Source organism: Listeria ivanovii subsp. ivanovii (assembly GCF_900187025.1).
GTDB lineage: Bacteria > Bacillota > Bacilli > Lactobacillales > Listeriaceae > Listeria > Listeria ivanovii.
Genome location: NZ_LT906478.1, coordinates 621,338 through 644,012, shown reverse-complemented (window position 1 = coordinate 644,012; position 22,675 = coordinate 621,338). Strand labels below are relative to the sequence as shown.

Annotated in this window: 23 protein-coding genes, 1 tRNA gene and 1 pseudogene; 7 read left to right on the top strand and 18 right to left on the bottom strand. The window is 36.5% G+C overall.

From position 1 onward, the window contains the following. Positions 1-12: 12 nt before the first annotated feature. Positions 13-222, bottom strand: coding sequence for an Lmo0654 family protein (locus tag CKV67_RS03075; RefSeq protein WP_003718796.1), 210 nt, complete (start codon positions 220-222; stop codon positions 13-15). Positions 223-408: 186 nt separating this feature from the next. On the opposite strand from CKV67_RS03075, the gene CKV67_RS03070 reads away from it, so the two are divergent. Together CKV67_RS03070 and CKV67_RS03065 are read left to right on the top strand one after the other, a co-directional pair. Then, the gene (locus CKV67_RS03070; protein WP_014092107.1) at positions 409-1,293 is read left to right on the top strand and encodes a DUF975 family protein; all 885 of its coding nucleotides are present in this window, start codon (positions 409-411) and stop codon (positions 1,291-1,293) included. Then, on the top strand, positions 1,280-1,816 hold the full coding sequence (locus tag CKV67_RS03065) for a GNAT family N-acetyltransferase (protein WP_014092106.1): 537 nt from the start codon (positions 1,280-1,282) through the stop codon (positions 1,814-1,816). Before CKV67_RS03070 ends, CKV67_RS03065 begins: the two co-directional genes overlap by 14 nt. A gap of 22 nt (positions 1,817-1,838) precedes the next feature. Here CKV67_RS03065 and CKV67_RS03060 read toward each other — a convergent pair whose 3' ends face one another. The 4 genes from CKV67_RS03060 to CKV67_RS03045 are packed head-to-tail and all read right to left on the bottom strand — an operon-like array spanning position 1,839 to position 6,869. Then, complete coding sequence (locus CKV67_RS03060; RefSeq protein ID WP_014092105.1) at positions 1,839-2,489, bottom strand: GntR family transcriptional regulator; 651 nt, start codon at positions 2,487-2,489, stop codon at positions 1,839-1,841. 43 nt (positions 2,490-2,532) lie between these two features. Continuing rightward, positions 2,533-5,223: a YhgE/Pip domain-containing protein gene (locus CKV67_RS03055; RefSeq protein WP_014092104.1), complete on the bottom strand. Its 2,691-nt coding sequence runs from the start codon at positions 5,221-5,223 to the stop codon at positions 2,533-2,535. A gap of 30 nt (positions 5,224-5,253) precedes the next feature. Continuing rightward, positions 5,254-5,895: a GntR family transcriptional regulator gene (locus CKV67_RS03050; RefSeq protein ID WP_014092103.1), complete on the bottom strand. Its 642-nt coding sequence runs from the start codon at positions 5,893-5,895 to the stop codon at positions 5,254-5,256. 23 nt (positions 5,896-5,918) lie between these two features. After that, the gene (locus CKV67_RS03045; protein ID WP_014092102.1) at positions 5,919-6,869 is read right to left on the bottom strand and encodes a magnesium transporter CorA family protein; all 951 of its coding nucleotides are present in this window, start codon (positions 6,867-6,869) and stop codon (positions 5,919-5,921) included. A 97-nt stretch (positions 6,870-6,966) separates the two neighbouring features. On the opposite strand from CKV67_RS03045, the gene CKV67_RS03040 reads away from it, so the two are divergent. Further along, a complete protein-coding gene (locus CKV67_RS03040) occupies positions 6,967-7,251 on the top strand; it encodes a hypothetical protein (protein WP_014092101.1) in 285 nt (94 codons plus the stop codon). Between the two features lie 83 nt (positions 7,252-7,334). Here CKV67_RS03040 and CKV67_RS03035 read toward each other — a convergent pair whose 3' ends face one another. Together CKV67_RS03035 and CKV67_RS03030 are read right to left on the bottom strand one after the other, a co-directional pair. Then, complete coding sequence (locus tag CKV67_RS03035) at positions 7,335-8,174, bottom strand: VOC family protein (RefSeq protein WP_014092100.1); 840 nt, start codon at positions 8,172-8,174, stop codon at positions 7,335-7,337. 88 nt (positions 8,175-8,262) lie between these two features. Further along, positions 8,263-9,654 (bottom strand): branched-chain amino acid transporter BcaP, encoded by a 1,392-nt coding sequence (locus CKV67_RS03030; RefSeq protein WP_014092099.1) that lies wholly within the window; start codon positions 9,652-9,654, stop codon positions 8,263-8,265. 234 nt (positions 9,655-9,888) lie between these two features. Here CKV67_RS03030 and CKV67_RS03025 point away from each other — a divergent pair, with 234 nt between their 5' ends. Beyond that, complete coding sequence (locus CKV67_RS03025) at positions 9,889-11,709, top strand: LTA synthase family protein (RefSeq protein ID WP_014092098.1); 1,821 nt, start codon at positions 9,889-9,891, stop codon at positions 11,707-11,709. A gap of 44 nt (positions 11,710-11,753) precedes the next feature. Here the strand turns inward: CKV67_RS03025 and CKV67_RS03020 are convergent, their stop codons facing one another. The 5 genes from CKV67_RS03020 to CKV67_RS03000 form a co-directional block, all read right to left on the bottom strand. Next, positions 11,754-12,404, bottom strand: coding sequence for a transaldolase family protein (locus CKV67_RS03020; RefSeq protein WP_014092097.1), 651 nt, complete (start codon positions 12,402-12,404; stop codon positions 11,754-11,756). A gap of 150 nt (positions 12,405-12,554) precedes the next feature. Next, on the bottom strand, positions 12,555-13,283 hold the full coding sequence (locus CKV67_RS03015; RefSeq protein ID WP_014092096.1) for a DUF2238 domain-containing protein: 729 nt from the start codon (positions 13,281-13,283) through the stop codon (positions 12,555-12,557). A gap of 95 nt (positions 13,284-13,378) precedes the next feature. Then, positions 13,379-15,268, bottom strand: coding sequence for a heavy metal translocating P-type ATPase (locus CKV67_RS03010; RefSeq protein WP_221637823.1), 1,890 nt, complete (start codon positions 15,266-15,268; stop codon positions 13,379-13,381). A 257-nt stretch (positions 15,269-15,525) separates the two neighbouring features. Further along, a complete protein-coding gene (locus tag CKV67_RS03005) occupies positions 15,526-16,443 on the bottom strand; it encodes an aldo/keto reductase (RefSeq protein ID WP_014092094.1) in 918 nt (305 codons plus the stop codon). Positions 16,444-16,506: 63 nt separating this feature from the next. Beyond that, positions 16,507-17,040, bottom strand: a complete 534-nt coding sequence (locus CKV67_RS03000) for a DUF3267 domain-containing protein (protein WP_014092093.1) — start codon at positions 17,038-17,040, stop codon at positions 16,507-16,509. A gap of 85 nt (positions 17,041-17,125) precedes the next feature. On the opposite strand from CKV67_RS03000, the gene CKV67_RS02995 reads away from it, so the two are divergent. Continuing rightward, positions 17,126-17,215, top strand: a tRNA-Ser gene (locus CKV67_RS02995). 183 nt (positions 17,216-17,398) lie between these two features. Next, positions 17,399-17,607, top strand: a pseudogene (locus CKV67_RS02990) (IS3 family transposase); the annotation flags it as partial. Between the two features lie 94 nt (positions 17,608-17,701). Here the strand turns inward: CKV67_RS02990 and CKV67_RS02985 are convergent. Then, positions 17,702-18,733 (bottom strand): DUF4236 domain-containing protein, encoded by a 1,032-nt coding sequence (locus CKV67_RS02985; RefSeq protein ID WP_025279787.1) that lies wholly within the window; start codon positions 18,731-18,733, stop codon positions 17,702-17,704. 214 nt (positions 18,734-18,947) lie between these two features. On the opposite strand from CKV67_RS02985, the gene CKV67_RS14955 reads away from it, so the two are divergent. Then, positions 18,948-19,088, top strand: coding sequence for a zinc ribbon-containing protein (locus CKV67_RS14955; RefSeq protein ID WP_077905825.1), 141 nt, complete (start codon positions 18,948-18,950; stop codon positions 19,086-19,088). 37 nt (positions 19,089-19,125) lie between these two features. Here the strand turns inward: CKV67_RS14955 and CKV67_RS02975 are convergent, their stop codons facing one another. The 5 genes from CKV67_RS02975 to CKV67_RS02955 form a co-directional block, all read right to left on the bottom strand. Continuing rightward, positions 19,126-19,722, bottom strand: coding sequence for a class I SAM-dependent methyltransferase (locus tag CKV67_RS02975; RefSeq protein ID WP_014092091.1), 597 nt, complete (start codon positions 19,720-19,722; stop codon positions 19,126-19,128). Positions 19,723-19,734: 12 nt separating this feature from the next. Further along, a complete protein-coding gene (locus CKV67_RS02970; protein WP_014092090.1) occupies positions 19,735-20,151 on the bottom strand; it encodes an Rrf2 family transcriptional regulator in 417 nt (138 codons plus the stop codon). Positions 20,152-20,262: 111 nt separating this feature from the next. Further along, the gene (locus CKV67_RS02965) at positions 20,263-20,967 is read right to left on the bottom strand and encodes an HAD family hydrolase (RefSeq protein ID WP_025279785.1); all 705 of its coding nucleotides are present in this window, start codon (positions 20,965-20,967) and stop codon (positions 20,263-20,265) included. A gap of 91 nt (positions 20,968-21,058) precedes the next feature. Then, on the bottom strand, positions 21,059-22,327 hold the full coding sequence (locus CKV67_RS02960) for a class II D-tagatose-bisphosphate aldolase non-catalytic subunit (protein WP_014092088.1): 1,269 nt from the start codon (positions 22,325-22,327) through the stop codon (positions 21,059-21,061). Between the two features lie 26 nt (positions 22,328-22,353). Then, the gene (locus CKV67_RS02955; RefSeq protein WP_014092087.1) at positions 22,354-22,662 is read right to left on the bottom strand and encodes a PTS fructose-like transporter subunit IIB; all 309 of its coding nucleotides are present in this window, start codon (positions 22,660-22,662) and stop codon (positions 22,354-22,356) included. Positions 22,663-22,675: the final 13 nt, after the last annotated feature.

Here is a 22,675-nt window from a genome sequence, read left to right as displayed (position 1 = left end):
GACGTTATTTCCTTATTTGGTATTACCTTCTACTTTTTTAATTTTCTTCTCTACTTCTGAGATTTCGTGACGTAATGCACTTAATCTAACTTCCGCAGCATTAATCGGTCCGTTTTGGAGTTGTGGGTCTTCAAAATCTCTTGTTTCACTAATTGTTTCTTGATACTCTTGTCGTAATTCAATTAAGCGATCTTCTAGTTCTCTTAAATTCTCATGGGCCATTTGTGCCACCTCCAAATTAATCATACCATATTATCTTTTCCCCAAAAAGAATTAATTTACACCTAATTTGAAGAAAAAAATGAAACACTTCATATTACTGTATTAGTCCCGGAAAGTATGCTATTTTAAGAGTAGGTATTTTTGCTATTATACTTAAAAATAAATTAAAAAGGAGTTTTCATTATGATGACTATTTCACAAGTAAAACAAACAGCGAAAGAGTCGCTTCGTGGCAACTGGGGTATTGCCATTGGAATATTTGTGCTTGCATGGTTGCTTGAAACAGTTGCAAGTGGTGTATTAGGCTGGATTCCATTTATTGGTTGGATTGCCTTATTCTTACTAACAGGACCTTTATATGTGGGGGTTTCTTGGGTATATCTTGCAATTAGCAGAAGAGAACAACCTGATGTTGCATACATGTTTAGTGGTTTCAAAGAGTTTGGCCGGACTTTCTTAGCTTACTTGCTAATCAGTATTTTTACATTCTTATGGAGTTTACTTTTAATCGTTCCAGGAATTATTAAAACCTACTCTTATTCACAAACTTTCTTCATTTTACGCGATAATCCAAACATCTCTGCTTTAGATGCTATTACGGAAAGTCGCCACATGATGAATGGACATAAAGGTAGACTATTCGGCATGTCCCTTACATTCCTACTTTGGTACTTAATTCCTATCGCAGTTGCAATCGCAGGTGGTATTATTGTTGCAGGTGGAATGGCTTCTACTTCTTACACAACTGATCCTACTGAATTAATTAGCGCCCTAGCAGCCGGAGCTACATTTGGTGGACTCGTCCTCATTTTAGCATCTTGGGTCATTTCTTTAGGGATTTCACTTTATGTATATCCGTATTTAATCACTTCTATTGCTGTATTCTACGATGATTTATATGCAGCAAGTGAAGGGATTTATACAGAAGAAACCGTTATTGTGGAAGATGAAGTCGACCCATTCGGAAAAACGGAAGAAGATCCTTTCGCTGACGACTCACATCCAGATGGTTTTGGACCAGAAACAGCAAAAGAACCCGAAGCTCCGAAAGATGAAAATGAACCAAAATAAAATTTCTACTGGCGGACTGGAATTTCTAGTCCGCTTTGCTTTGCCAAATGACTATTCAAAAATGAATGAACTAATGTTAAATACTGCTCGCTGGCTTAAAGAATCGGGTTCCAGTCAGTGGAATGATATTTTGCAAGGCTTTGATGTCCATCAAATGGAAGAACGGATTAAACTTGGCGAGGTAGTTCTTTTTGAAACACAAGAAGGTTTGCTTGCTGGAGCAATGATTATTCGAAAGACACCCAGCGATTGGGATACAGATTTATGGGAAGACTTAGCGAATGAAAATGCTTATTATCTGCACCGGATTATGGTTGATCGTCAGTTTAGCGGAATTTCTTTAAGTGCTCAGATGATTAACTGGTCTGAACAGTTAGCAAGTACCCATCAAGTTCCTTATGTACGCTTGGATTGTATTGAAACAAATGATAGTCTTAACCAAATGTACCGCCGTTATGATTTTCAACTTATTGGTAAGAAAAATGGCTTTCATTTATATCAAAAAAAGCTTCCACCTATCTAACTAAACGATAAGTGGAAGCTTTTTATCTATATGCCTGAATTGTTAACTCGGCAAACATCGCTTTAATTGTTTTTCGGGCGGCTTCGGTATCTTCTTTTGCAAGTAGCTCATATATTTGGCTGCTTTTTTTATTTGTCCATTCACGAATCTCGACTGATTTAAAAATATGAATTCCATCAGAAAAAGAGACTATCTGAAAGAAAATCTGCTTAGCGATAGTAATTTGATAAGGATTGTCTGCAAAACTAACCAAACACAGAATAAAGCGATGATGCGCATCAAAATAATTTTCTAAATCAGTTAAATAAGAATAACGTTCCATTTCTTGAAGGCGTTCGTGAAGTTTTTCTACATCCATTTTCAGTCCATAATGTGCTACTTTTACCATTGCTGCGTCCACTAAGATATTGATGGTTTCCATTAATTGAACATAACGTCCTGCGTCAATTAACACATCATTTAAGACGGCACCACTATTCTCATGGTAAGTTACAATCCCTTGAGCCGCAAGAGTGGCAATTGTTTTTCGAAACGGTGAGCGACTAACGCCAAATTCAGCTGCCAATTTTTCTTCTGCTAAGTGTTGATTGGGACTTAATTCACCCTTTTTAATTTTTAATAAAAGTCGATCATAAACCATCTTTTCAAGTGTATTGTATCGATTTGCTACCATAGTCTGCCTCCTCGCTGCTCGTAATTATACCATAAAAATATTTTTAATGGATTAACTTGCTTCGTTTGGCTTTTTCCGATAGTTTGGGAATAATTTTGTCGAGCGGTTTCTTGAGCAATACTCCGAATCCAATGAATAAAATTGCAAATCCAGCAAGAACACTAATATCTATCCAAACAGTTGGCATATAGAGCCCACCAACACTTTCTCGGATTAAACTAACCGCATAAGTAAACGGCAAGAACGGATAGATTGCTTGGAAAAATGGCGGAGATACTTGGATTGGGAAGTTTCCACCTGCTCCAGAGATTTGAAGCACGAGTAAGATAATCGCAATACCTTTTCCGACATTGTTAAATAGTGACACAAGTGTATAAACGATTGTCATAAACACAACGCTAATGAGCATACTAAAGAGTACATGCAAGAGTGGTTCTGCGATAGATACACCTAACAAGAAAATATTACCTAGTGTAACAATTAAAGCCTGCATTAATCCAATAGATAAGAAAGTAAGCAATCGACCGAAATAACGGTGGTAATGGTTAAAGATTCCCGCCGGTACTTCTACATCGACCCGAAGTAAGGAAACAAGTAACAATGCCCCGACCCACAAACAAAGTGCTGTATAAAATGGGGAACTAGCAGAACCATAATTCGGAATTGGATAGTAACTTGTTTCTTTTAGGCTCACTGGACTCGCAATAAACGAACTATCCTTATCTGCATCATTTCTTAACATTTTAATGATACTTTGCAAATCATAATTTTTATCAAAATCGGTAATTTTATTCACTGCATTATTAATCGCTTTTTCAAATTCCGGTAATTCTTCGCGAGAAAGGTTCGCGGCAATCGTCACGGCTTTTTCAAATTCCGGCATTTTTTCTTGAATCAGGTTGGAGGCTTGATTAATTTCTTTTTCTAAGCCCGGTAAATCGTTACGAATAAAATCGGCAGCTTTTTTGATATTTGCTTTCACATTAGGATAATCATTTTGATAAAAATTAGCGGCTTCGTTAATGCCAGCGATAATTGTATCCAACTTGGAGTCAATTACTTGGGTTGCATCATCTAATGTTTTTTGAATTTCTGGCAAACGAGCTTGGAATTCTTTTAAATATGTCTGACCGGTTTGGAGTGTTTTTTTCGAGTCTTGTAACACTTGAGTAATTTCCGGAATTTTTGCTTGTAAATTTTGCAGTAGCTTTTGGCTATCTTTTAAATCGGCTTGAATTTGATTTAAGCCAGTTTTAATATTGGGGACAATTTCTGTATCATAATTGGCCAAAATTTGCTGCAATTTCTCGCTCACCATTTTTGCTTGCGTGTTCAACGTATTTAAAAGTTCTTCGGAAGGTTGCTCGCCATTTTCAAGCTGTGTGCGAACTTTTGTAATCGTTGCTTTTTGTGTAGTTAACTCTGAATGGATGGTTTTTAGATTGGTAATCAAATCAGTAAACGGCTTATTCGGCAAAGTCTCATTTAAACTTTCTAACGTCTTGGTTTGTTCTGTAATCATTTGTTGTAATGAATCAATGTCTTGTTCCATCTTCTTTAATTCCGTGATTGCTTGGTCTCGACTGATGGAACCATTTTTGATTGCTTCGGTAACTTGGTACACATTATCTGCCATTTGTTTCATTAAGGTTAGATTTTGTTTAATTGCCGGCGCTAATGTGTTGAATGACTGGTTAATCTCCTCTGCAAAATCAGCTACTCTATCTACATAACCACTACCATTTTGAGCAATTTTTTGAACAGTAGGAATGGCATCCATTGCTCCGTCAATGACATCAAGTGCTTTTCCAGACTCACCCACAGCGTCATTCACTGTCTTTTTAATCGTTCCAAAATTTTCATCCACTTCTTTTACTGAGGAAGCAATTTGCTTAATTTCAGGAATTTTCTTTTGAAGAATGAGTAGATCTTCACCGAGTTGATCTATTTTCGGCAATTGTTGCTCGACTAATAATACATTTTCGGTTGCTTGATTAAGTTCTGGAATCTTTTTATTTAACTCCACAACCTGATTCGCTTTAGCTTTTAATTCTGGGAGTTTCGCTTCGATTTTCACAGCTTCTGCACCCATTTTTTTTATTTCTGGTAAAGCATCTTGTACTTGGAAAACTTTTGTTTTTAAACGTCTAATTGTTGGAAGTTCATTTTCAAGATCAATTCCAGCTTTATTAAATTCTTCTAAAACAGCTTTACTGACAGTCCCGACAAATTCCGAACTAATTTGATTGACAATGGTTGTTGCGCCACTTTCGGTCATTTTTGGCGCGATGGCATTAATCTTTTCATTGACATAGTAATCAATAGTCGGCTTTTGAACATTATCACTAACAACGGAAACCATGTCGGCAGAAAAATCTTTCGGGATATGTATAGCTGCGTAGTACTTCCCGCTTTTCACACCTTTTTCAGCTTCTTTTTCACTAACAAAAGTCCAACCAAGTTTGTCATTTTTTTCTAATGTTTTTTTCAATTGATTTCCGACATTAATCTGCTCTGGCTCGGTTCCAGGGACATCCACTTCTGCCCCCTTGTCATCAATCGAAACCGCTACTTTAATCCCAGAAGTATTAGAGTATGGGTCCCAAAGCGCTTCGATATTAAACCAGGCATAAAGTGATGGTAAAATAATTAGTGCTATAACTAATAATAATGCTAAAGGCGCTTTAAATAAGCGGCGCCAGTCTAAAATAAAAATTTCGTATACTTTCCGCATCAAAAGCACCCCCTATTTTTGCGGTAAATCTTATCTAAATGTACGAATTATATACAAGTTCACTAATCTATTTATTACTTCTTTTGCTAAATCATATTCTTTTGCCACCATATGATTTGTCAGTTGATCTATGCCATCAAGCGTCTCATCTTCTAACAGCACTGGAATCATTTTAATATCTTTTTGTGCTTTATTAAAGAAATCACGCTTCATTTTCCGCACAATATCTTCTGCATAAATATTGGCTAATTGTGAAACAAATTGTAATAGCCATTTGCTGAGTAATGTTAAATATACATCCACATCTTCTTCTCTTTGTATTTGCCGCATTTCATTGAGTATTTCGTCGCCTTTTTCTGGTTTGTAAGTTAGATTTTTATTTTGACACTTATCAATAGTTTGGACAATAAGGATTTCTGCCATTTCAAGTAATTCAATAAAACGGCCCGCGCTCATACTGCTTTCAATCACAATTGCTCCGCGGTTCAGTTCATATTCAATCAATTCTTCTGACACTAAAACTGCGATTGCTTTTCTTACTGGTGTTCTACTAATAGATAATTCTTTTGCAATACCCGCTTCTGAAATATGTTGCCCGACATGAAGCTTTCCACTGAGAATTTTTTCTTTGATTGTATAATATGCTAGTTTTTCGTATGTTTGTTTTTCCATGCTTATTCCCCCGTTTTCTATATTTAAAAGTATTTTCTACGCCAAAAAATCACTGTTACTCCCGTTGTGATTAGTAGCGTAAATAAAAGAATTAATGCAAATGCGTGATCGTTATGCATAAATGGTAGCTTAATATTCATCCCATAAATACTTGCTACAATGGTTGGTAATGATAAAATAATCGTAAAAGAAGTTAAAAATTTCATAACAATATTTAGATTATTAGAAATAACTGATGAAAATACATCCGACATTCCGCTAATGATTTGTGTATATGTGTCCGTCATCGCAATTGCTTGTTTATTTTCAATAATAACATCTCTGAGTAAATCATGATTTTCTTCTTGCTGCATAAAATGTTCGACATCTTCCATTTTATCGAGGATTGCTTTATTAGATTGAAGCGCTGTTGCAAAAAAAACTAAACTTTTCTGAACAGCCATAAACGCATAGAGTTGCTCGTTTTTCATGGATTGTTTGATCTGTAATTCTAAATTATTTGTCTGTTTGATGATTTGATTTAAATATTTGAGGTAATAATAAGAAACGGCATATAATAATTTTAACAAAAATTGCTTGTGATTGGTTGTATCATAGACTTCTAACTTCATCGAACGGACATCCGACAAGATTGGCAAGTCTCGTAAGGAAATAGTAACAAGGTGGCTTTTTGTTAAAACAATGCCAATCGGAAGTGTTTCATACATCGCGTAGCCAAGCTCATCCTCTGATTCATAAGGACAATCAACAATAACAAGCGAGTGCCTTACATCCTCCTCGGCTCGTTTTAATTCTATTCGAGAACGCTCTTCCGAATCAAGTGCATCTAAAATATAAGGTTTTGGAACGTCCATCCCCTTACTTAGACGCTCAATTTCTTCTTCTGTAGGAGAAGTCACTTTAACCCAGCAACCTTCTTCTAAAGACGAAAGTTGCTCCATTTTTTCATTAGTTGTCTTAAAAAATTCAATCATCTGTGAATCTCCTCTCTTTGTATTTTATTTACAAAATATTTCATTTATGTTACATTATTATTAATAATAATTCATTTATGACAAAGGAGCGATGGAAATGGAATTTATATCAATGATAGTAACAGGTCTTATCTTAGCTGCGATTATGTCCGGACTTTCTTTTGTAGTAAGCAAGCTCAGTGGCTTGTCTTGGTTTTGGATAGCATTTTGTGCAAACAGCGGCTTCTTCATCACTTTTCTCGCTGTACAAAGCGCATTTCCAGAAAATGCCGCATTAGCTCTATCTTACTTAAATCTTGGAATTGGGATTTTTCTCATTCTCCAAACCATTTTTGGGTCAAGCAACTGGCTTCTTAAGAAAACCATGCAGCGAAGACATTAAAAATATTCATACTTATGTACCTTTCCCTTATTATTACATCAAAAAACTGTTTAAGCGCATTTTTTGCTTAAACAGTTCTTTTTTTATTTAAAATGAATCATAATCCCACTAGAATCTATTACAGAAATCGTATTTTCAAAGCGATTCACTTGATAACCTTGTTCTTCCAACTGTTTACTAATCGCTTCTTTATCCGGAGTTATAATGGTAAACCAAGCAAGTCCTACTTCTTGATCCTGCCGATTTTCAAGCTTTCGCCCCGACCACATATTTGTTCCAATATGATGGTGATAATCGCCTGCTGCAAAAAAACGTGCAGAAGGAATCGTCGTTGTTAAATTCATCCCAAGCGCACTGAGATAAAACTGTTCTGCTTTATCAACATCAGCGACTTGTAAATGAACGTGACCAATTTTCGTATCAGCAGGCAATCCAGCAAAAGTTTCCTCCGTAGCAATTCGAAGCAAACTATCCACATCTACTTCTTCGGTCACCATTGGCAAGTTCCCTTCGCCATCACGCATCCAATTTGCTTTAGCTCGGTCTGCATAAATTTCAATTCCATTTCCTTCTATATCATGCAAATAAAGTGCTTCACTGTAAGCATGATCTCCTGCTCCATCAATTGGATAACCTGATTTTGCCAGATGAACTAATACATTTGCCAAACTCTCTCTCGTCGGTAAAAGAAAAGCAGTATGGAAAAGCCCAATCCGTGGCACTTCTGATACGACTGCATTATCTATTTTTCGTAAAACAAGTAGCGCTTCATTTGATCCGCTCACTCCAAGTCGAACTACTCGCTCATTTTCTTCCAGTAATGTTAAACCTATGACTTCTTGATAAAATCCTGCCATCTCTTCTAAATGACCTACATTTAGTACCACTTCACCAAGTCGCATTATCTCATTTATTTTATTCATGTAAAAGCGCTCCTTTTATTGTAATATATTCATTACAACATAAGGAACGCTTCTTTACCAACAAAATGACTTACAAAAAGTAAGTTAATTATTTTTCCGACAATTCACTATGTTTTCTACCATAGCTGAAGTAGACAATTAAACCCATAACAAACCAGATACCACAAAGAATCCAGGTATGAACCGATAGACGACTAATTAAAAACGCGCATAACAGGAATGATACAACTGGTAGCACAGGATAGAACGGTACTTTGAAACCACTTTGTTGAATCGATTTATTTTTACGTAAGAAGATAATTCCAATTGACACCATCATAAAAGCAAGTAAGGTCCCAATATTTACAAGTTCTGCTAGTTTATCGAGTGGTACAAGGCCACTGATAATGGCAACAATCACTGCAAATATCCAAGTATTCTTAACAGGAGTTTGATGCTTTTCACTAATTTCTGCTAATACTTTTGGTAAAAGGCCGTCACGTCCCATTGCAAAAATAAGCCTTGTTGCTCCGTAGCTCATAACCAAAATAACGGTAATCATTCCAACAACTGCTCCAAGCGAAACAATTCCCGCCACCCAGTCTTGATGAATTATTTGCAGGGCATATGCAACTGGGTCTGTTACATTTAAATCTGTATAAGGAACCATCCCAGTTAAAACAGCCGAAACAGCTACATACAATACGGTACAAATTAGCAAGGAGCCAATAATTCCAATTGGCATCGTTCGCTGTGGATTTTTCACCTCTTCTGCGGCTGAAGAAACAGCATCAAAACCTAAGTAAGCAAAAAATACTAATGCTGCCCCATTCATCACACCACTTATTCCAAATGGCATGAAAGGTTGCCAATTATCGGGTTTAACATAAAATACTCCAACAACTAAAAATAATAAGATAACGCCCACTTTAATCGCAACCATAATCGTATTAATACGCGTTGACTCTTTTATTCCAAGAGTTAGTAAAAAAGCAATAATAAGTACGATAAAGATAGCAGGTAAATTAATCAATGTACCTACGTCTGGATTAAAAGGGCCAGATACCACTTTCGGAATCGTAATATGGAAGCCAGAAAGCAGTGCATTTAAATAAGAAGACCAACCACTTGCGACAGAAGCAACAGCAAGCCCATATTCCAAAATAAGCGCCCAACCTAGCAACCAACCAATTAACTCACCAAAAACCACGTAGCCATATGTATAAGCACTCCCGGCAACAGGAACGCTCGATGCGAACTCTGAATAACACATCGCCGCGATGGCACAAACAATGGCAGCAATAACAAAGGAGAAGATAATTGCCGGGCCAGCACTTTTTGCAGCAACAGTCCCTGGTAAAATAAATATCCCCGTCCCAACAATCGCTCCAACACCAAGCAATGTTAAATCAAGTGGACCGAGCGTTTGTTTCAGTTGTGTACTGCCACTTTTATTATGCAGTAATTCGTTTAATGGCTTTTTTCTAAATAAAGAATTCATTTTTTCTCCTACCTTTATACAATCTTCTCAAATAGTATACTTTTACACTTTAAAGGTCAATAGTTTTGTGATAAATAATACAATTTATAATTATATTTCCCTAAAATAGCACCTATTACCTAAATATTTCTGAATCCTCTTTCATGATTTGCACAGTTTGCTCGTATAAGCTAAAATTAGAGGGAATGGATTTGTGCGTATTTACCACAAAGCATGCTAGAAAGAGGAATTAACTTGATTTTATTTTATTTTTTACTAATTATTGGTAAGTTTACTTTTGCCTATTTCCAAATTTTTAAAGACCCCAATTTTCTGGCACTTGGAATGGATCTCCTTTTCATTGTATTAATTCTTGGGCTTATTCATTTGTTTGCACCAGTTCGCTCACATATTTATTGGTATGCTGGAATGTCGTTATTTGTCGGTATCTTAATGCTCGTTTGCGTTCTTTATGCTCGTTTTTATAATGAAATTCCGACCTACCACAGCTTTTCCCTTATCGGTGAAGTTGGTGTAGTGAAAAACAGTGCTACTAGTTTACTTAGTGGAACAGATTGGCTCTATATTACGGATATTATATTGCTTCCTATCATCCTTTATTTCCGTATTAGAAAAGGACATGAGTTTCCTTCTTTCCGTTTAACTAGCCGGGTCTATGGTATGTCTTCCCTTAGTATTTTACTTGTACTTAGTGGATTTACTTATTTCATGATGCAACAAAATATCATTAGTGACTCTAAACGTGCTAAGCGAATGGGTATTTTTACTTTTAACGTTAACGTGGCTCTTACTGGCTCTGATCATGTAAAAGCAGCTGATATTACTGCAAAAAACGTCCGAGATATTAAAGGTGTTGAGCAAAACAAAAATCCAGATTATTTCGGTGCAGCTAAAGGAAAAAATCTTATCATCGTTCAATTAGAGTCATTCCAACGTAATTTAACGCATGTCGAAATTAATGGTCAGTCGATTACGCCTACGTTAGATAGCCTAGAAAGCGAAACGATGTATTCTAACAAATTTTTTCAAACCGTTTCAAAATCAAATACAGCAGATGCAGAATGGTCGGTTTATACATCTACCTTCCCAAGTGGTTATTATACGAATACGCAAACTTATGGCGACCGTGTAATTCCGTCTATGCCACGTTTGCTCGGTAAGAATGATTACGCAACAGAAACCTTCCACACAAATGATGCTAGTTTCTACAATCGTGATGAATTTTATCCAGCCGTCGGTTTTGATAATTTTTATGATCGAAAATTCTTTGGTGATGAGGATGTTATTGGATTTTCGCCAAGTGATGAGGTTCTGTACAACAAAGCCTTCCCAATTTTAGAAGACCAGTACAAAAATAACCAAAAATTTTATGCGCAACTAATTAGCGTAAGTAGCCATATGCCATTTGATATTCCAGACAAAAAAAAAGAAATTGATTTACCGAGTGATTTAAAAGATACCGAACTTGGTAATTATTTTGAAGCCATTCATTATGCGGATAAGCAACTCGGCGCCTTTGTTCAAAAATTGAAAGATAGCGGTATTTGGGACGATTCAGTAGTCGTTTTCTATGGTGATCATCATATTATTAAGACCGATCAACTTCCTGAAGAACAAAAAAAATACGTTAATCGTTCCTCTGAGCTAAAAGTAGACCCAGCAGACGACTACCGCATTCCGTTCTTCTTACATTATCCTGGGATGGAAAACCCCGGGGAAATAAGAAATGTCGGTGGCGAAATTGACATTATGCCAACTGTCATGAACTTGCTTGGCATCAATACAGGTGACCAAATTATGTTTGGCGATGACATCTTAAACACAACGAATAACTATGTCCCTGAGCGTTACACGATGCCAGAAGGAAGTTATTTCACAAATTCCTACATGTATCAACCAGACGAAAGCTTCGAAACTGGTGCAGCAACCAATTACAACGGAACAAATAAAGAGTTATCCAACGAAGTAAAGAAAAAATTCGATGCTAGCCGAAAACTCTTGCAGTACTCAGATAGTTATGTAAATAATTTACCACTACGAGATGAAGATAAATAAGCAAAAGGAAGTATCCGTTTTTTGATGGATACTTCCTTTTGTTGTTATTCAGGTAAAGCTTCATTATCCTCGTTAAATTTCTCAATACTTTCAAGCGCTAGTGGTTTATTCATCATTTGTAAAAATAGGTCATAGCTGATGGTAACCGTATCTGCCCCACTCGCTAGCGCCTGCATGATTTGACGACTATTTTTAAAGCTTGCTCCCATAATTTTCACCATTTGCAAGTCTTGTAGGTCTAATACATAACGTAATTCTTCTATTGTTTTCGCTGCATCTAACCCACTAACTTCCATACGATTGTAGTAGGGGGCCAGGTAATCTGCTCCTGCAAGTGCAGCAATGTAGCCTTGCTCAGATGAAAAGATTGCTGTTGCTAGAATAGTCGCTTCTGGAAACTTGGCACGCACGTTGGTAATCACTTTAATTCCCGCTTCATGGGCTGGTATTTTCAAACCAATAGTCACTCCGTCAGCTGGTTGAATTGCTTGAATCCGAAGAACATCTTCCCAGATTTCTGCTTCAGATAATCCTGCTGCCTGTACGAAAACCAATTTGGCAGAAATTTGGGTAATATGCGATTTTCTTGGTTGATTTTCTTTTAATAAAATAGTTGGATTTGTCGTTACCCCTTCAAAAAACGTAAATTGAAGCGCTTTCTTTATTTCCTCTAAATTTCCTGAATCTAAAAACATTCCCTCACTCCTTTATAGTTTTCCTGCTCACTTTAAGTGTAGGAAAGTTCCAAGATACCGTCAATCATTTCCGAGCCCCAATTTTGTCTGTCATGTTGTTCATCAATTGTTCAAAAAAACACCCGCTCGAATGAACAAGTGTTTTCCTGATTATTTTTTCTTTGATTCTTTTTTCCAATTCTTCCGTTTAAATTCAAAGCGTTCCATCCAAGGGCGCCCTTTTTTTAGGGCAAAGTAGCCAACAATGACGATGAAAAGTGCACCGATAATATCGACAATAATATCTGTCATCGTGTCTTCTAGGGCTGCTCGACCAGTTAATGGTGTTCCGTTTGAAAGATTATAACGTTGCATATTTAAATTCATAATGCCATCAAACGTATATTCATAAACTTCCCAGAAAGCTCCCATTGTTACTGCAAAACAGAAAGCAAATACTGCAATAAATCCAGGTTTTAGTTTCATCACTACTTTACTATTAGCGTTTAGTAAACTGACAAAAGAAAAACCAATCGCACCTAGCATCGCGCCACTAAATGTATGTAGAATCTTGTCCCAGTAAGGTACGTTCGAGTAAAACTTTTGCACGGTTCCAAGGTAAATCGATCCATATAGAAAAACAATAAACAAAATATAAACAAGTCCCGGTATTTCAAATTTAAATCGTCTTGAAATAATAGATGGCAGCAATAAAATAAAAATACCTAATAAAATTTCAAATAGTAAAAATATATAGTCTCCTCTTAGCGTTACATGCGGTCCAGTAGCCGGCTGCTTTATTGGTGCAGTGAAAATTTCATAAATAGTAAATACGACAGAAACACCCATTGATGCAAAAACGAACAGTGCAATCCATTGTGTCCAATTAATTTTCTTCATGTACTCATCTCCAATCTATCTAGCAATACCCCTTTTTATAAAAAAGGAAACTGCTCATCTATCTTAGACTAAGAATAGATGAGCAGTCAAACAATTTATAGTTTGCGATTATTTTTTAACAACCTTAAACCATTCAAAATAACTAATATTGTACTTCCTTCATGCCCCACGACACCAAATGGCAAATTAATTAATTGAAATACATTTGCGGCAATTAGGGAAACTATCACTGTAATCGCAAAACAAATATTTTGCCAACTAATTCTGTGAAGTCGTTCCGAAAGTGTATACGCATAGGCAATTTTTTCTAAATCATTTTTCATCAATACAACATCGGCAGTTTCCATGGCAATATCCGTTCCTTCCCCCATGGCAATGCCAACAGCTGCATGTGCAAGCGCTGGAGCATCATTTATTCCATCACCAACCATCGCGACACTGCCGTATGTGACAGATAACTCTTTTATTACATCGACTTTTTTCTCTGGTAAACAGCCCGCAACGACGTAATCCATTCCAAGCTCCGTTTGAATCGCTTCTCCTGTTTGTTGATTATCGCCTGTTACCATAATTGTTTTGATACCTTTTGATTTTAACGCCTGAACAGCCTGAATTGCTTCTTGTCGACAAGTATCTTTGAGTGCAAACATCGCAATTACTTCACTATCTACCGCCACATACACAATGGTTTTCCCTTCAGTAGCAAGTTTTTCAGAAACCTCCCCTGAAAATTGCTTTGCCGCTTCTCCACCAACAAAACCAGCTTTTCCAATTTGCCAAGTTTCACCTTCATAAATTGCTTTTACACCCCAGCCAGGCACATCGATGACTTCAATTTCCACCAAATTTTCCGTCACCTCGGCTTCTAGTTCCTTTGTAAGTGCAGCAGCTAATGGGTGTAGTGATTGTCGTTCCATCGCAACAACCACATTAATAATACGTTTTTCATTCAGATTCGCTTTAAATAATTGATCTGTTAGTCGCGGCGTCCCATTTGTCAGTGTTCCCGTCTTATCAAACGCAATCGCCTTCACCCCGCGCAGGTTTTCCAAATGAACCCCACCTTTAAACAAGATTCCGTGGCGTGCTCCATTTGAAATCGCAGCAAGTGTAGCTGGGGTCACCGAAGCAACGAGTGCGCACGGAGATGCTACCGTGAGTAAAACCATGGCACGATAAAAAGTCTCATTCCATGACCACCCAAGGACAAAATGTGGTAAAAACATCATTACTAGAACAAATAAGAGCACGGCTTTTACATACGTATCTTCAAATCGTTCAATAAATCGTGCCGTTTTTGAAGGTTCATTTTGAGCAGTTTCTACCAGTCGAATGATTTTACTGAAAATCGTATTATCAAATGTTTGTGTCACTTTGACAGTAATCGCACTGCTGACATTTACCGTTCCACCAAACACCTCTGCACCAACTGTTTTCATCGCTGGAACAGACTCTCCGTTGATTGTGGCCTCATTTAAAGTGGTTGATCCGCGTACAATTACACCATCTATCGGCACACTTTCGCCCGGGCGTACGATAACCATATCCTCCAACTGCAAATCTTTCGCTGCAACTTCTTCCATATCTCCATTTGGTAGTAGCCGAAATGCTTTTTCTGGTTGGAATGCCATTAATTTCGTAATTTCCCGCTTACTTTTATTTGTTGTATACGTTTCTAATGCTCCACTAATGGAAAAAATAAAAATAAGTACGGCCCCTTCAAACCAATAACCGATTATCGAAGCACCCGTGGCAGCTAAAATCATCAGCAATTCCACATTTAGTTTTTTCGTTTTTATCGTAGCTTGTATTCCTTCTTTTGCTTGCTCAAAACCGCCGATAATAAATGCACTAAGAAAAATCACTGCTGTCCAAAAATTTCCTACCTCACTTCCAACGATACAACCGATAATAATCAAAATCCCACTAATTCCAGTTGTGACAAATTGCCAATTCCGCTCCATCCAGTTCCTCACCACGCTCATCCTCTCTAATTGATAACTATTCGCATTACCCTTAAAAACACAAAAATCTGCTCTCGCAATCGCGAGAAACAGATTAAACAATAATAATTCTAATTAAGTATGCGCATAAATATTCCTTTTATACTAATTATATTAACACTTATAGATATTCACATCAAGCTAAATGATAAAATATTTTTCTAATTGATAATGAATTTCACTATCATTAAAACATAAAAAAACACTTGAGCTATTGTAAGCTCAAGCGTCGATTAAAATCATGGTAATTGGTTACCAGCTGCACGATAAATTTCGTACCATTCTTCACGGCTTAAGGTAATATCTGAACCTTTCGCAATATCTGCTAAACGCCTTGGATTCATTGTACCTACCACTGTTTGGAATTTTGCTGGGTGGCGCTGAATCCAGGCGACCGCAATTGCTGAATTTGTCACAGCTTTATCTGCTGCAATTTTATCAATAACTTTATTTAATTCAGGGAATTTATCATTATCGAGGAATACCCCTTCAAAAAAGCCATACTGGAACGGAGACCAAGCTTGAATCGTCATATTGTTCAAACGGCTATATTCTAAAATGCCGCCATCACGATCAAGGGATGGATTAATTGTCATATTTACATTAAATCCAGTATCAATCATTCCAGTATGCATAATGCTAAATTGTAGTTGGTTCGCAATTAAATCTTGTTCCACATATTTTTTAAGTAGTTCAATTTGCCCTGGATTTTGGTTACTTACGCCAAAATGACGAACTTTCCCGCTTTTTTCAAGTTCTGTAAAAGCTGCTGCTACTTCCTCTGGCTCAAATAATGTATCTGGACGATGAAGTAGAAGTGTATCTAAGTAATCTGTTTTTAGGCGCTTTAAGCTACCTTCCACAGAAGAAATGATGTGCTCTTTTGAAAAGTCAAAGAATCCCTGACGAATACCACATTTTGATTGAAGAATCATTTTTTCACGAATCGTCGGGTTCATATCCATCGCATCAGCAAAAACTTCTTCTGATTTACCCCCACCATAAATATCCGCGTGGTCAAAAAAATCAATACCGTTTTCGAGTGCTGTATTAATTACTTTGTTTGCGTCGGTCTTATTTAAGTCCGCCATTCGCATACAGCCAAGTGAGATTTCTGAAGCTGTTAAAGCGCTATTACCAATTGTTATTCGTTTCAAATCAAGCACCTCTTCCTAAAAGTATATCCTTATTCTACCACTTTGTTGTAATCGTTACCAAACTTAACCTTCTGAATAAAAATTAATTCCTTTTTCTGTATCTTCCACTAGTATTCCCACCGGACGATTAATCAATAGAATACAATAATAGAAATCACCAACACACCCTGACGTATGTAGCGCAAATATCAAATATACAACCGCTTCATTCACTCCAAGAAAACGAAGGAATAGATACAACCCCGTGAGAACGATAAACGGTGCAATCGAAATAATAAAGAATTGTGTTTTCGTATAAAATGAGCCCGGACTCGTCGCATAAGCCATCCCACTTTTAAAACCAAATTTCACTTTTCCACTTGGCTTAAATGCTTTAAAGAAAATCCCGTGAACAGCTTCATGAATAATGAGTGATAAAAAATACCCGAAAAAGAGCCAAAAAACTCCCTCAAAACCATTTGAAATCTGAAAACCTCCTGAAAAAACAATTCCTAAAACAGTTAAAACAAGCACAATCACTATGGCTACTAAATTCAAATTTATAAGTAGCTTTCTATTTTCAAGTAAATTTATTTCTTCCAATAATTTTCTTTCCAAGCCAACTCCTCCTTTTTATAAAAAATACTGGTATTTTAGCTAATTTTATTATACAATACTTCTTGTCGGCATTCTATGTCACAAAGGAGAAATACCCAAGTCCGGCTGAAGGGGACAGACTCGAAATCTGTTAGGCGGTGTATGCCGCGCCGGGGTTCGAATCCCCGTTTCTCCGTTTATTTATTTCTTAAAAAGGTTATCTTTCTTGGCTACGAGTAGTCATTTTAAGAAAGATGACCTTTTTGATTTTTGGTTAAATACGTTTGTTTTAGAAAAAACTTGCTACAAAAGACAGTATAAAAAATATTCTTATTTTCTATATCACTTATCATACATTCTAATTTTGATATAAAACGCAAGTCGAAAAGGAAACCCCTATGATAATGTGCTCATGGAGTCTTTCTACAAACGCTAAAAAAAGAGCTTATTCATGATGCCGATTTTGACAACCCTGAACAAGTTCCATTAGAAATATTTAAATACATCGAGACCTACTACAACACAAAACGGATGCACTCTTCTTTACAGTTTCTCTCTCCAGTCAATTTTGAAAAGAAATGTTCTTAGAATCTCTTAACTTTATGTCCACTTTTTCTCGACAACTCCACATATAGCTTTAAAAATCTAACTTTTAAGTTAATAGCTAAAAACAAAGAGTACTTTAAGAATTAAATACTTTTAAAGCAAATGACTCCATCTTTTTAATTGTTTCAGAATTAGAACACATTAGCTCAACTTGTAAGGAGTTCTCTGTTTTAATCTGAACAGCTCCATACTCGCAAACAGGCACTTGACGATTTTCTTTAAACCGTCTATCTGGAGAACCATTCTTATTGACTTTTAACCATGTATACCCCAAAATATGAGTATCTTCTGGAACTGGGTCAGTCTCAACGAAATTAGTGGTCCCTAAATCCATATGAATATCTGAATAATTCAGTGCCCCAACAGTGCTGCCAGAAATAATTAATAATTTATCTGGCAAAAAGAATAATTTTTGTTTGCGTAATTTCAGACCAAATGGCTTAACATCAGTTTTAATGAAGTAAGGTGTCTTTGTAATTGCTTCTGAAGAAATTCTGTCCACACCACGAGAAGCTCCGCCACTTAGTTTTTCGTTAAGATGACTTTCAGAAATAGTTTGCCAGAACTTATTATTTTCATTCAAACTCATCCAAATTTCGCACAAATTATTATAAGAATTTTTAGCTTCTTCATCAAATTCATACTCCATTGTAATAGGAAGCTTTACACGTACATAAATCTTTAAGACTATACCCGTGAGACCCGTAAGAATAAATATCGGACTTACAGCTAATATGAAAGTACATATTAAAATAGTACTGAGTAAATTGATATTTTGTATTCGTTTTATACGGTCAAGCAGCTCTTTATATTCTGCCGGCTGACAGTCAATTGCATTAACATTTTCCGTACTTTGACTCTGCATAACCTTTTCAGATAAATCTATATCTTCTAGATTTTCAATTTCATCATTTCCTACATTTTTCCTGACTTCATTCATATGCGAAATTCCCGTGCCTGGAATCGAAAACGTGGTTCGCGTATTTCCTTGAGCAGTTTTCGTTATTCTAGCTCCCTTTACTCCCCAGCTATAACCAACCCCACTTTTACTTATGTTAACTCTGAATCCTGCGCCTAAATTAATACTTTTCCCAACTCTGAACCCCATAATAGTTCACCCTTTTTATCGTAGTAAAACCTATCATCCATCTCTAAAAACATTTCGCTTTTCATCATTGTGAATATAAACACAATGATAAGTATAACATAAAAATGTTTCTTTTAGATTGGTACTGAGAAAAATCTTTTCATTGTTCAAATATGATCATTATGAAGATTTACATAAAATTTGACTTATATTAATAATTAGGAGGTGATTATTAATGTCAATGCATTCCACTGGTGAAAAACCTGGGACGGGGGTATACACATGCATAATGTGTGCACAAAAAGTAATTCTAGATGATAAAACAGACAAACTTCCTCCATGTCCTAAATGTCAAAATACTAATTATAGCAAGTAACTGCCAAAGAGTAGGTTATTCCCTACTCTTTATTAGTTTACCTTCTCTTCTCCGCAATACTCACATACATGCCCTCTCCAAGTTCCCAGTTGTTCACTACTTCAAGTCCTACTTTCCCCAGTTCTCGCTCTAACTTTTCCGCTGAGATTTGGATTTCCATTGGCGGGCCTTTTAAGTCGGTTCCTTTGGTGTCGAATTCTAGACAAGCGAAGTAGCCGCCAACTTTTACGACTCGATTCACTTCAGTTAGTACGTCTGTTAGCGAACTTGCTTCATGAAGTACAAGTGATGCGAGCGCAATGCTGATTGACCCTGCTTCTAGTGGAATCTCTTCCATGCTAGCTTCCAAAACTTTCACATTTGTTAAATTAGCCTCTATCGCTTTCTTTTGAATCAGTTCTAGCATTTTCGAATCCAAATCTAATGCAAAAACTGTATTATCCACCAATTTTGCTGCTGGAATTGTTAAAAAACCAGTTCCCGCTCCTAAATCCAAAATGGTGTCTGTTTTCTTAACAGGCATGGCTTGGATAAATTCTTCTGGCGTTAAAAGTTCATTCCGTTCTGGGCGGTCCAAATAATCGACTTTGCGTTTAAAACCTGCTTCTCCGTGGTGATTGTGATGATGATTCATGTCAACACTCCTTTAATGATGATGTTTTTCGGTTTCTACGACGATACTTCCAATCGTTTGCTTACTTAAATAATTTTCCATTTCTTGCTCAGCATTTCCCATGACTTCTCCGATTAAACAATGTGGCTTACTTTCGGAATGGTTTTTAGGGTCGCAGTGAAAAAAGGCGGTTTTCCCTTCAATTGCTTGAATTACATCTAGAAAACTGATGTCGTTTGCTGGCTTGGCTAATTTATATCCACCATTTACCCCAGTAATCGATTCGACAAATCCAGCTTTTACGAGCATTGTTAGTACTTTAGAAAGATAAGTTGGTGACACATTTTGTTTGCTTGCCAGTTCTTTTACACCAACAGACTTTTCTGCGGGCAAATTGGCTAGATATACCATTGTATGTAGTGCATAATTAGTCGCTTTCGAGTATTTCATTCGTTCACCCTCTTAATTAAAGATTTAATATGTCTATAATATCTTTATTGATAACGATTGTCAACATTTTAAAAACCTCTTCCAAATTCTGAAAGAGATCTTCGTTAATAATCAAATTAAATTTTGCACTAAAGTTAGTAATTCTAATTCATTTTCCACGCATAAATCAGGATGGTACAAAGCTTCGGTTGGTTTCTTATGTTTCCGCCGATTAAGCCAAATCACATTCCACCCTGCTTGTTTCGCTCCGACAACATCATTCTCAAAAGAATCGCCTATGTAAAAGGTTTCTGAACCAACAATTCCTAATTTTTTTTCTACCATTTCAAATAATTGTTTATCAGGTTTTTCCAAGCCAACTTTCCCTGAAATAAAGGTATTTTCAACTGGAACCCAATTATTCATTTGTAAATCATCTATTTTATTTTGTTGATGTTCAGCAGGACCATTTGTAATAATCCCCATTGTGATATGGTGCTTCTTCCCCCAAATAAGAGTTTCTTTTATTCCAGGCGAAAGAGCAATTTTCCGTTGATTATCTTCATATGCGCGTTGGAATTCTTCTGCTTGTTTTTTAGTGATTTGGTAATCAAAATCGTTTAACGCTTGGGTGATGCGATAGATGTGCATTTCTGCTTTGGGTATTTCCCCTTTTACAACTCGGTGGTATACTTCATCGCTATAAAAACGGCTTTTAATGTATAAATTTTCGATTTCCAATTTGTTTTCCTTACCAAAAACAGTTTTAAAAGCGGATTCAAATGGTTTTAGTTGATCATAGACCGTATCATCAATATCAAAAATTAAATTAATCATCTTTTCCTCCTGTATCATTCACTATTTATACTCTACCATTAAAACGTTATAGGAGAAAGAGCCTAAGCACGAAACTTAAGCTCTTCTGGTATTATTTTGCTAGTTGTTTAATTCGTGTTGTTGCGCCTTTTAAATTGTAGCATTCGGAATAATTGCGGATTGGGCGCTTGATATGATCGATGACAAAACGTTTACCATCAATATTATTTGCAGCTAAATTGGCATATAATGTGTTTATTTCTTTTTTGACGGTTGCATCATTAAAAGTGTAATGACCTGCAATGTCTAGGATTTCCAGTGATAATTCGTTGTCTTGCATAATTTCGTTTATCGTGATGTCTTTTTGTTCATCTAACATCCACTTACGCCAGCGCTCACTTTTGATAGATTGAACGAGTAAGACTTCTCGTGTGTTTGAAGCATTTTTGATTAAGCCATTTTCGACCAATCTCCGTTCTAATTCTACTAGTTTTAGATAAGCTCTTGTTTCTTCTGTACCATATTGCGGTGCTACATTTGTTGCGGTAATTTCAGATGGGATATGTTCAAGAAGTGTTACGTCATCTAAGTAGTCACCGTTATGTTCTTTTAAGCCCACACCATATTTCTTCGCCATTTGAGCTAAATCATACGCATTTTTAAAGTTAAAATGACCTACTTGTTCGGTTTTTCGGGTTAAAGTTCCAGTTTGACCAACAATAAAGGTTGGGAGTGGTAAGTCCCGCTGCTCGAGTTCTACTTTCAATTGGGTGATGAATTTTTCGTAAGTTTCTGTGGATGTTAACCCACCGTTAGTCTCTTCTGTCCCAACTTCATAACCAATTTCTGGTAAGTCACGTTTTTTCCGTTCCGCTTCACAAAAAGCAATTAAATCCACCGTACGTTCTAATACGGTTTCAAGCGGAATAACTTTACCAACTTCAAAAGGATCTTTCGTTGGATCAATCATCAGTAAGTCGAATCCCGCTTCAATGTCCGCCACATATGAATGCTTGCCGAGCTCCATCGCCTTTTCTGTAGGTAAATGATCATTTCGTTCTTGATCACGTTGCCAAGGACCTCCGTGATCTCGACAAACGTAATACAATCCATCAAAATCCACTTCTTTCGCTACTTCTTTAATCGCTTCAATAAAACTAAATTGGTTCCAGCCGTTGACATAGCCGCCACCCAGTTCATCCGCATCTACTTGATTCCTACTCGCAATAAACATTAACGGGTAATCATCTTCTTTCGCTAGTTCAAAACTTGCTTGCAAAAGATTTCGTGACATCGGACCAACGCCAATAAGTGTTGCGCTATCTCCGGTTGTTTGTAATTTCAAAAGTGACTCGACTGCTTTTTTAATAGGTAATTTCAATTATTTCTTCCTCCTATAATTTGATTTTATGGAAACATGGTTTGTAATTTTTTAATCAGTGCATCGGATTTTTTGATAATGTCAGAAACGCTCATTTTGATAACTTTCTTTCCTTTAAAACGCTGACTCTCTCTAATTTCTACATCATTTGTGACAATCACACAATCTGCTTCCTCGATGTCTTTAGCTGTTAATTTATTTTCAATTCCTGAAGAGCCTTGTGTTTCGACTTTGATAGTAACGCCTAATTTTTTGGCGGAAAGTTCGAGTGATTCAGCTGACATGTAAGTATGTGCTACACCACTCGGACATGAAGTTACTGCAACAATTTTCATTCGTTATCATCCT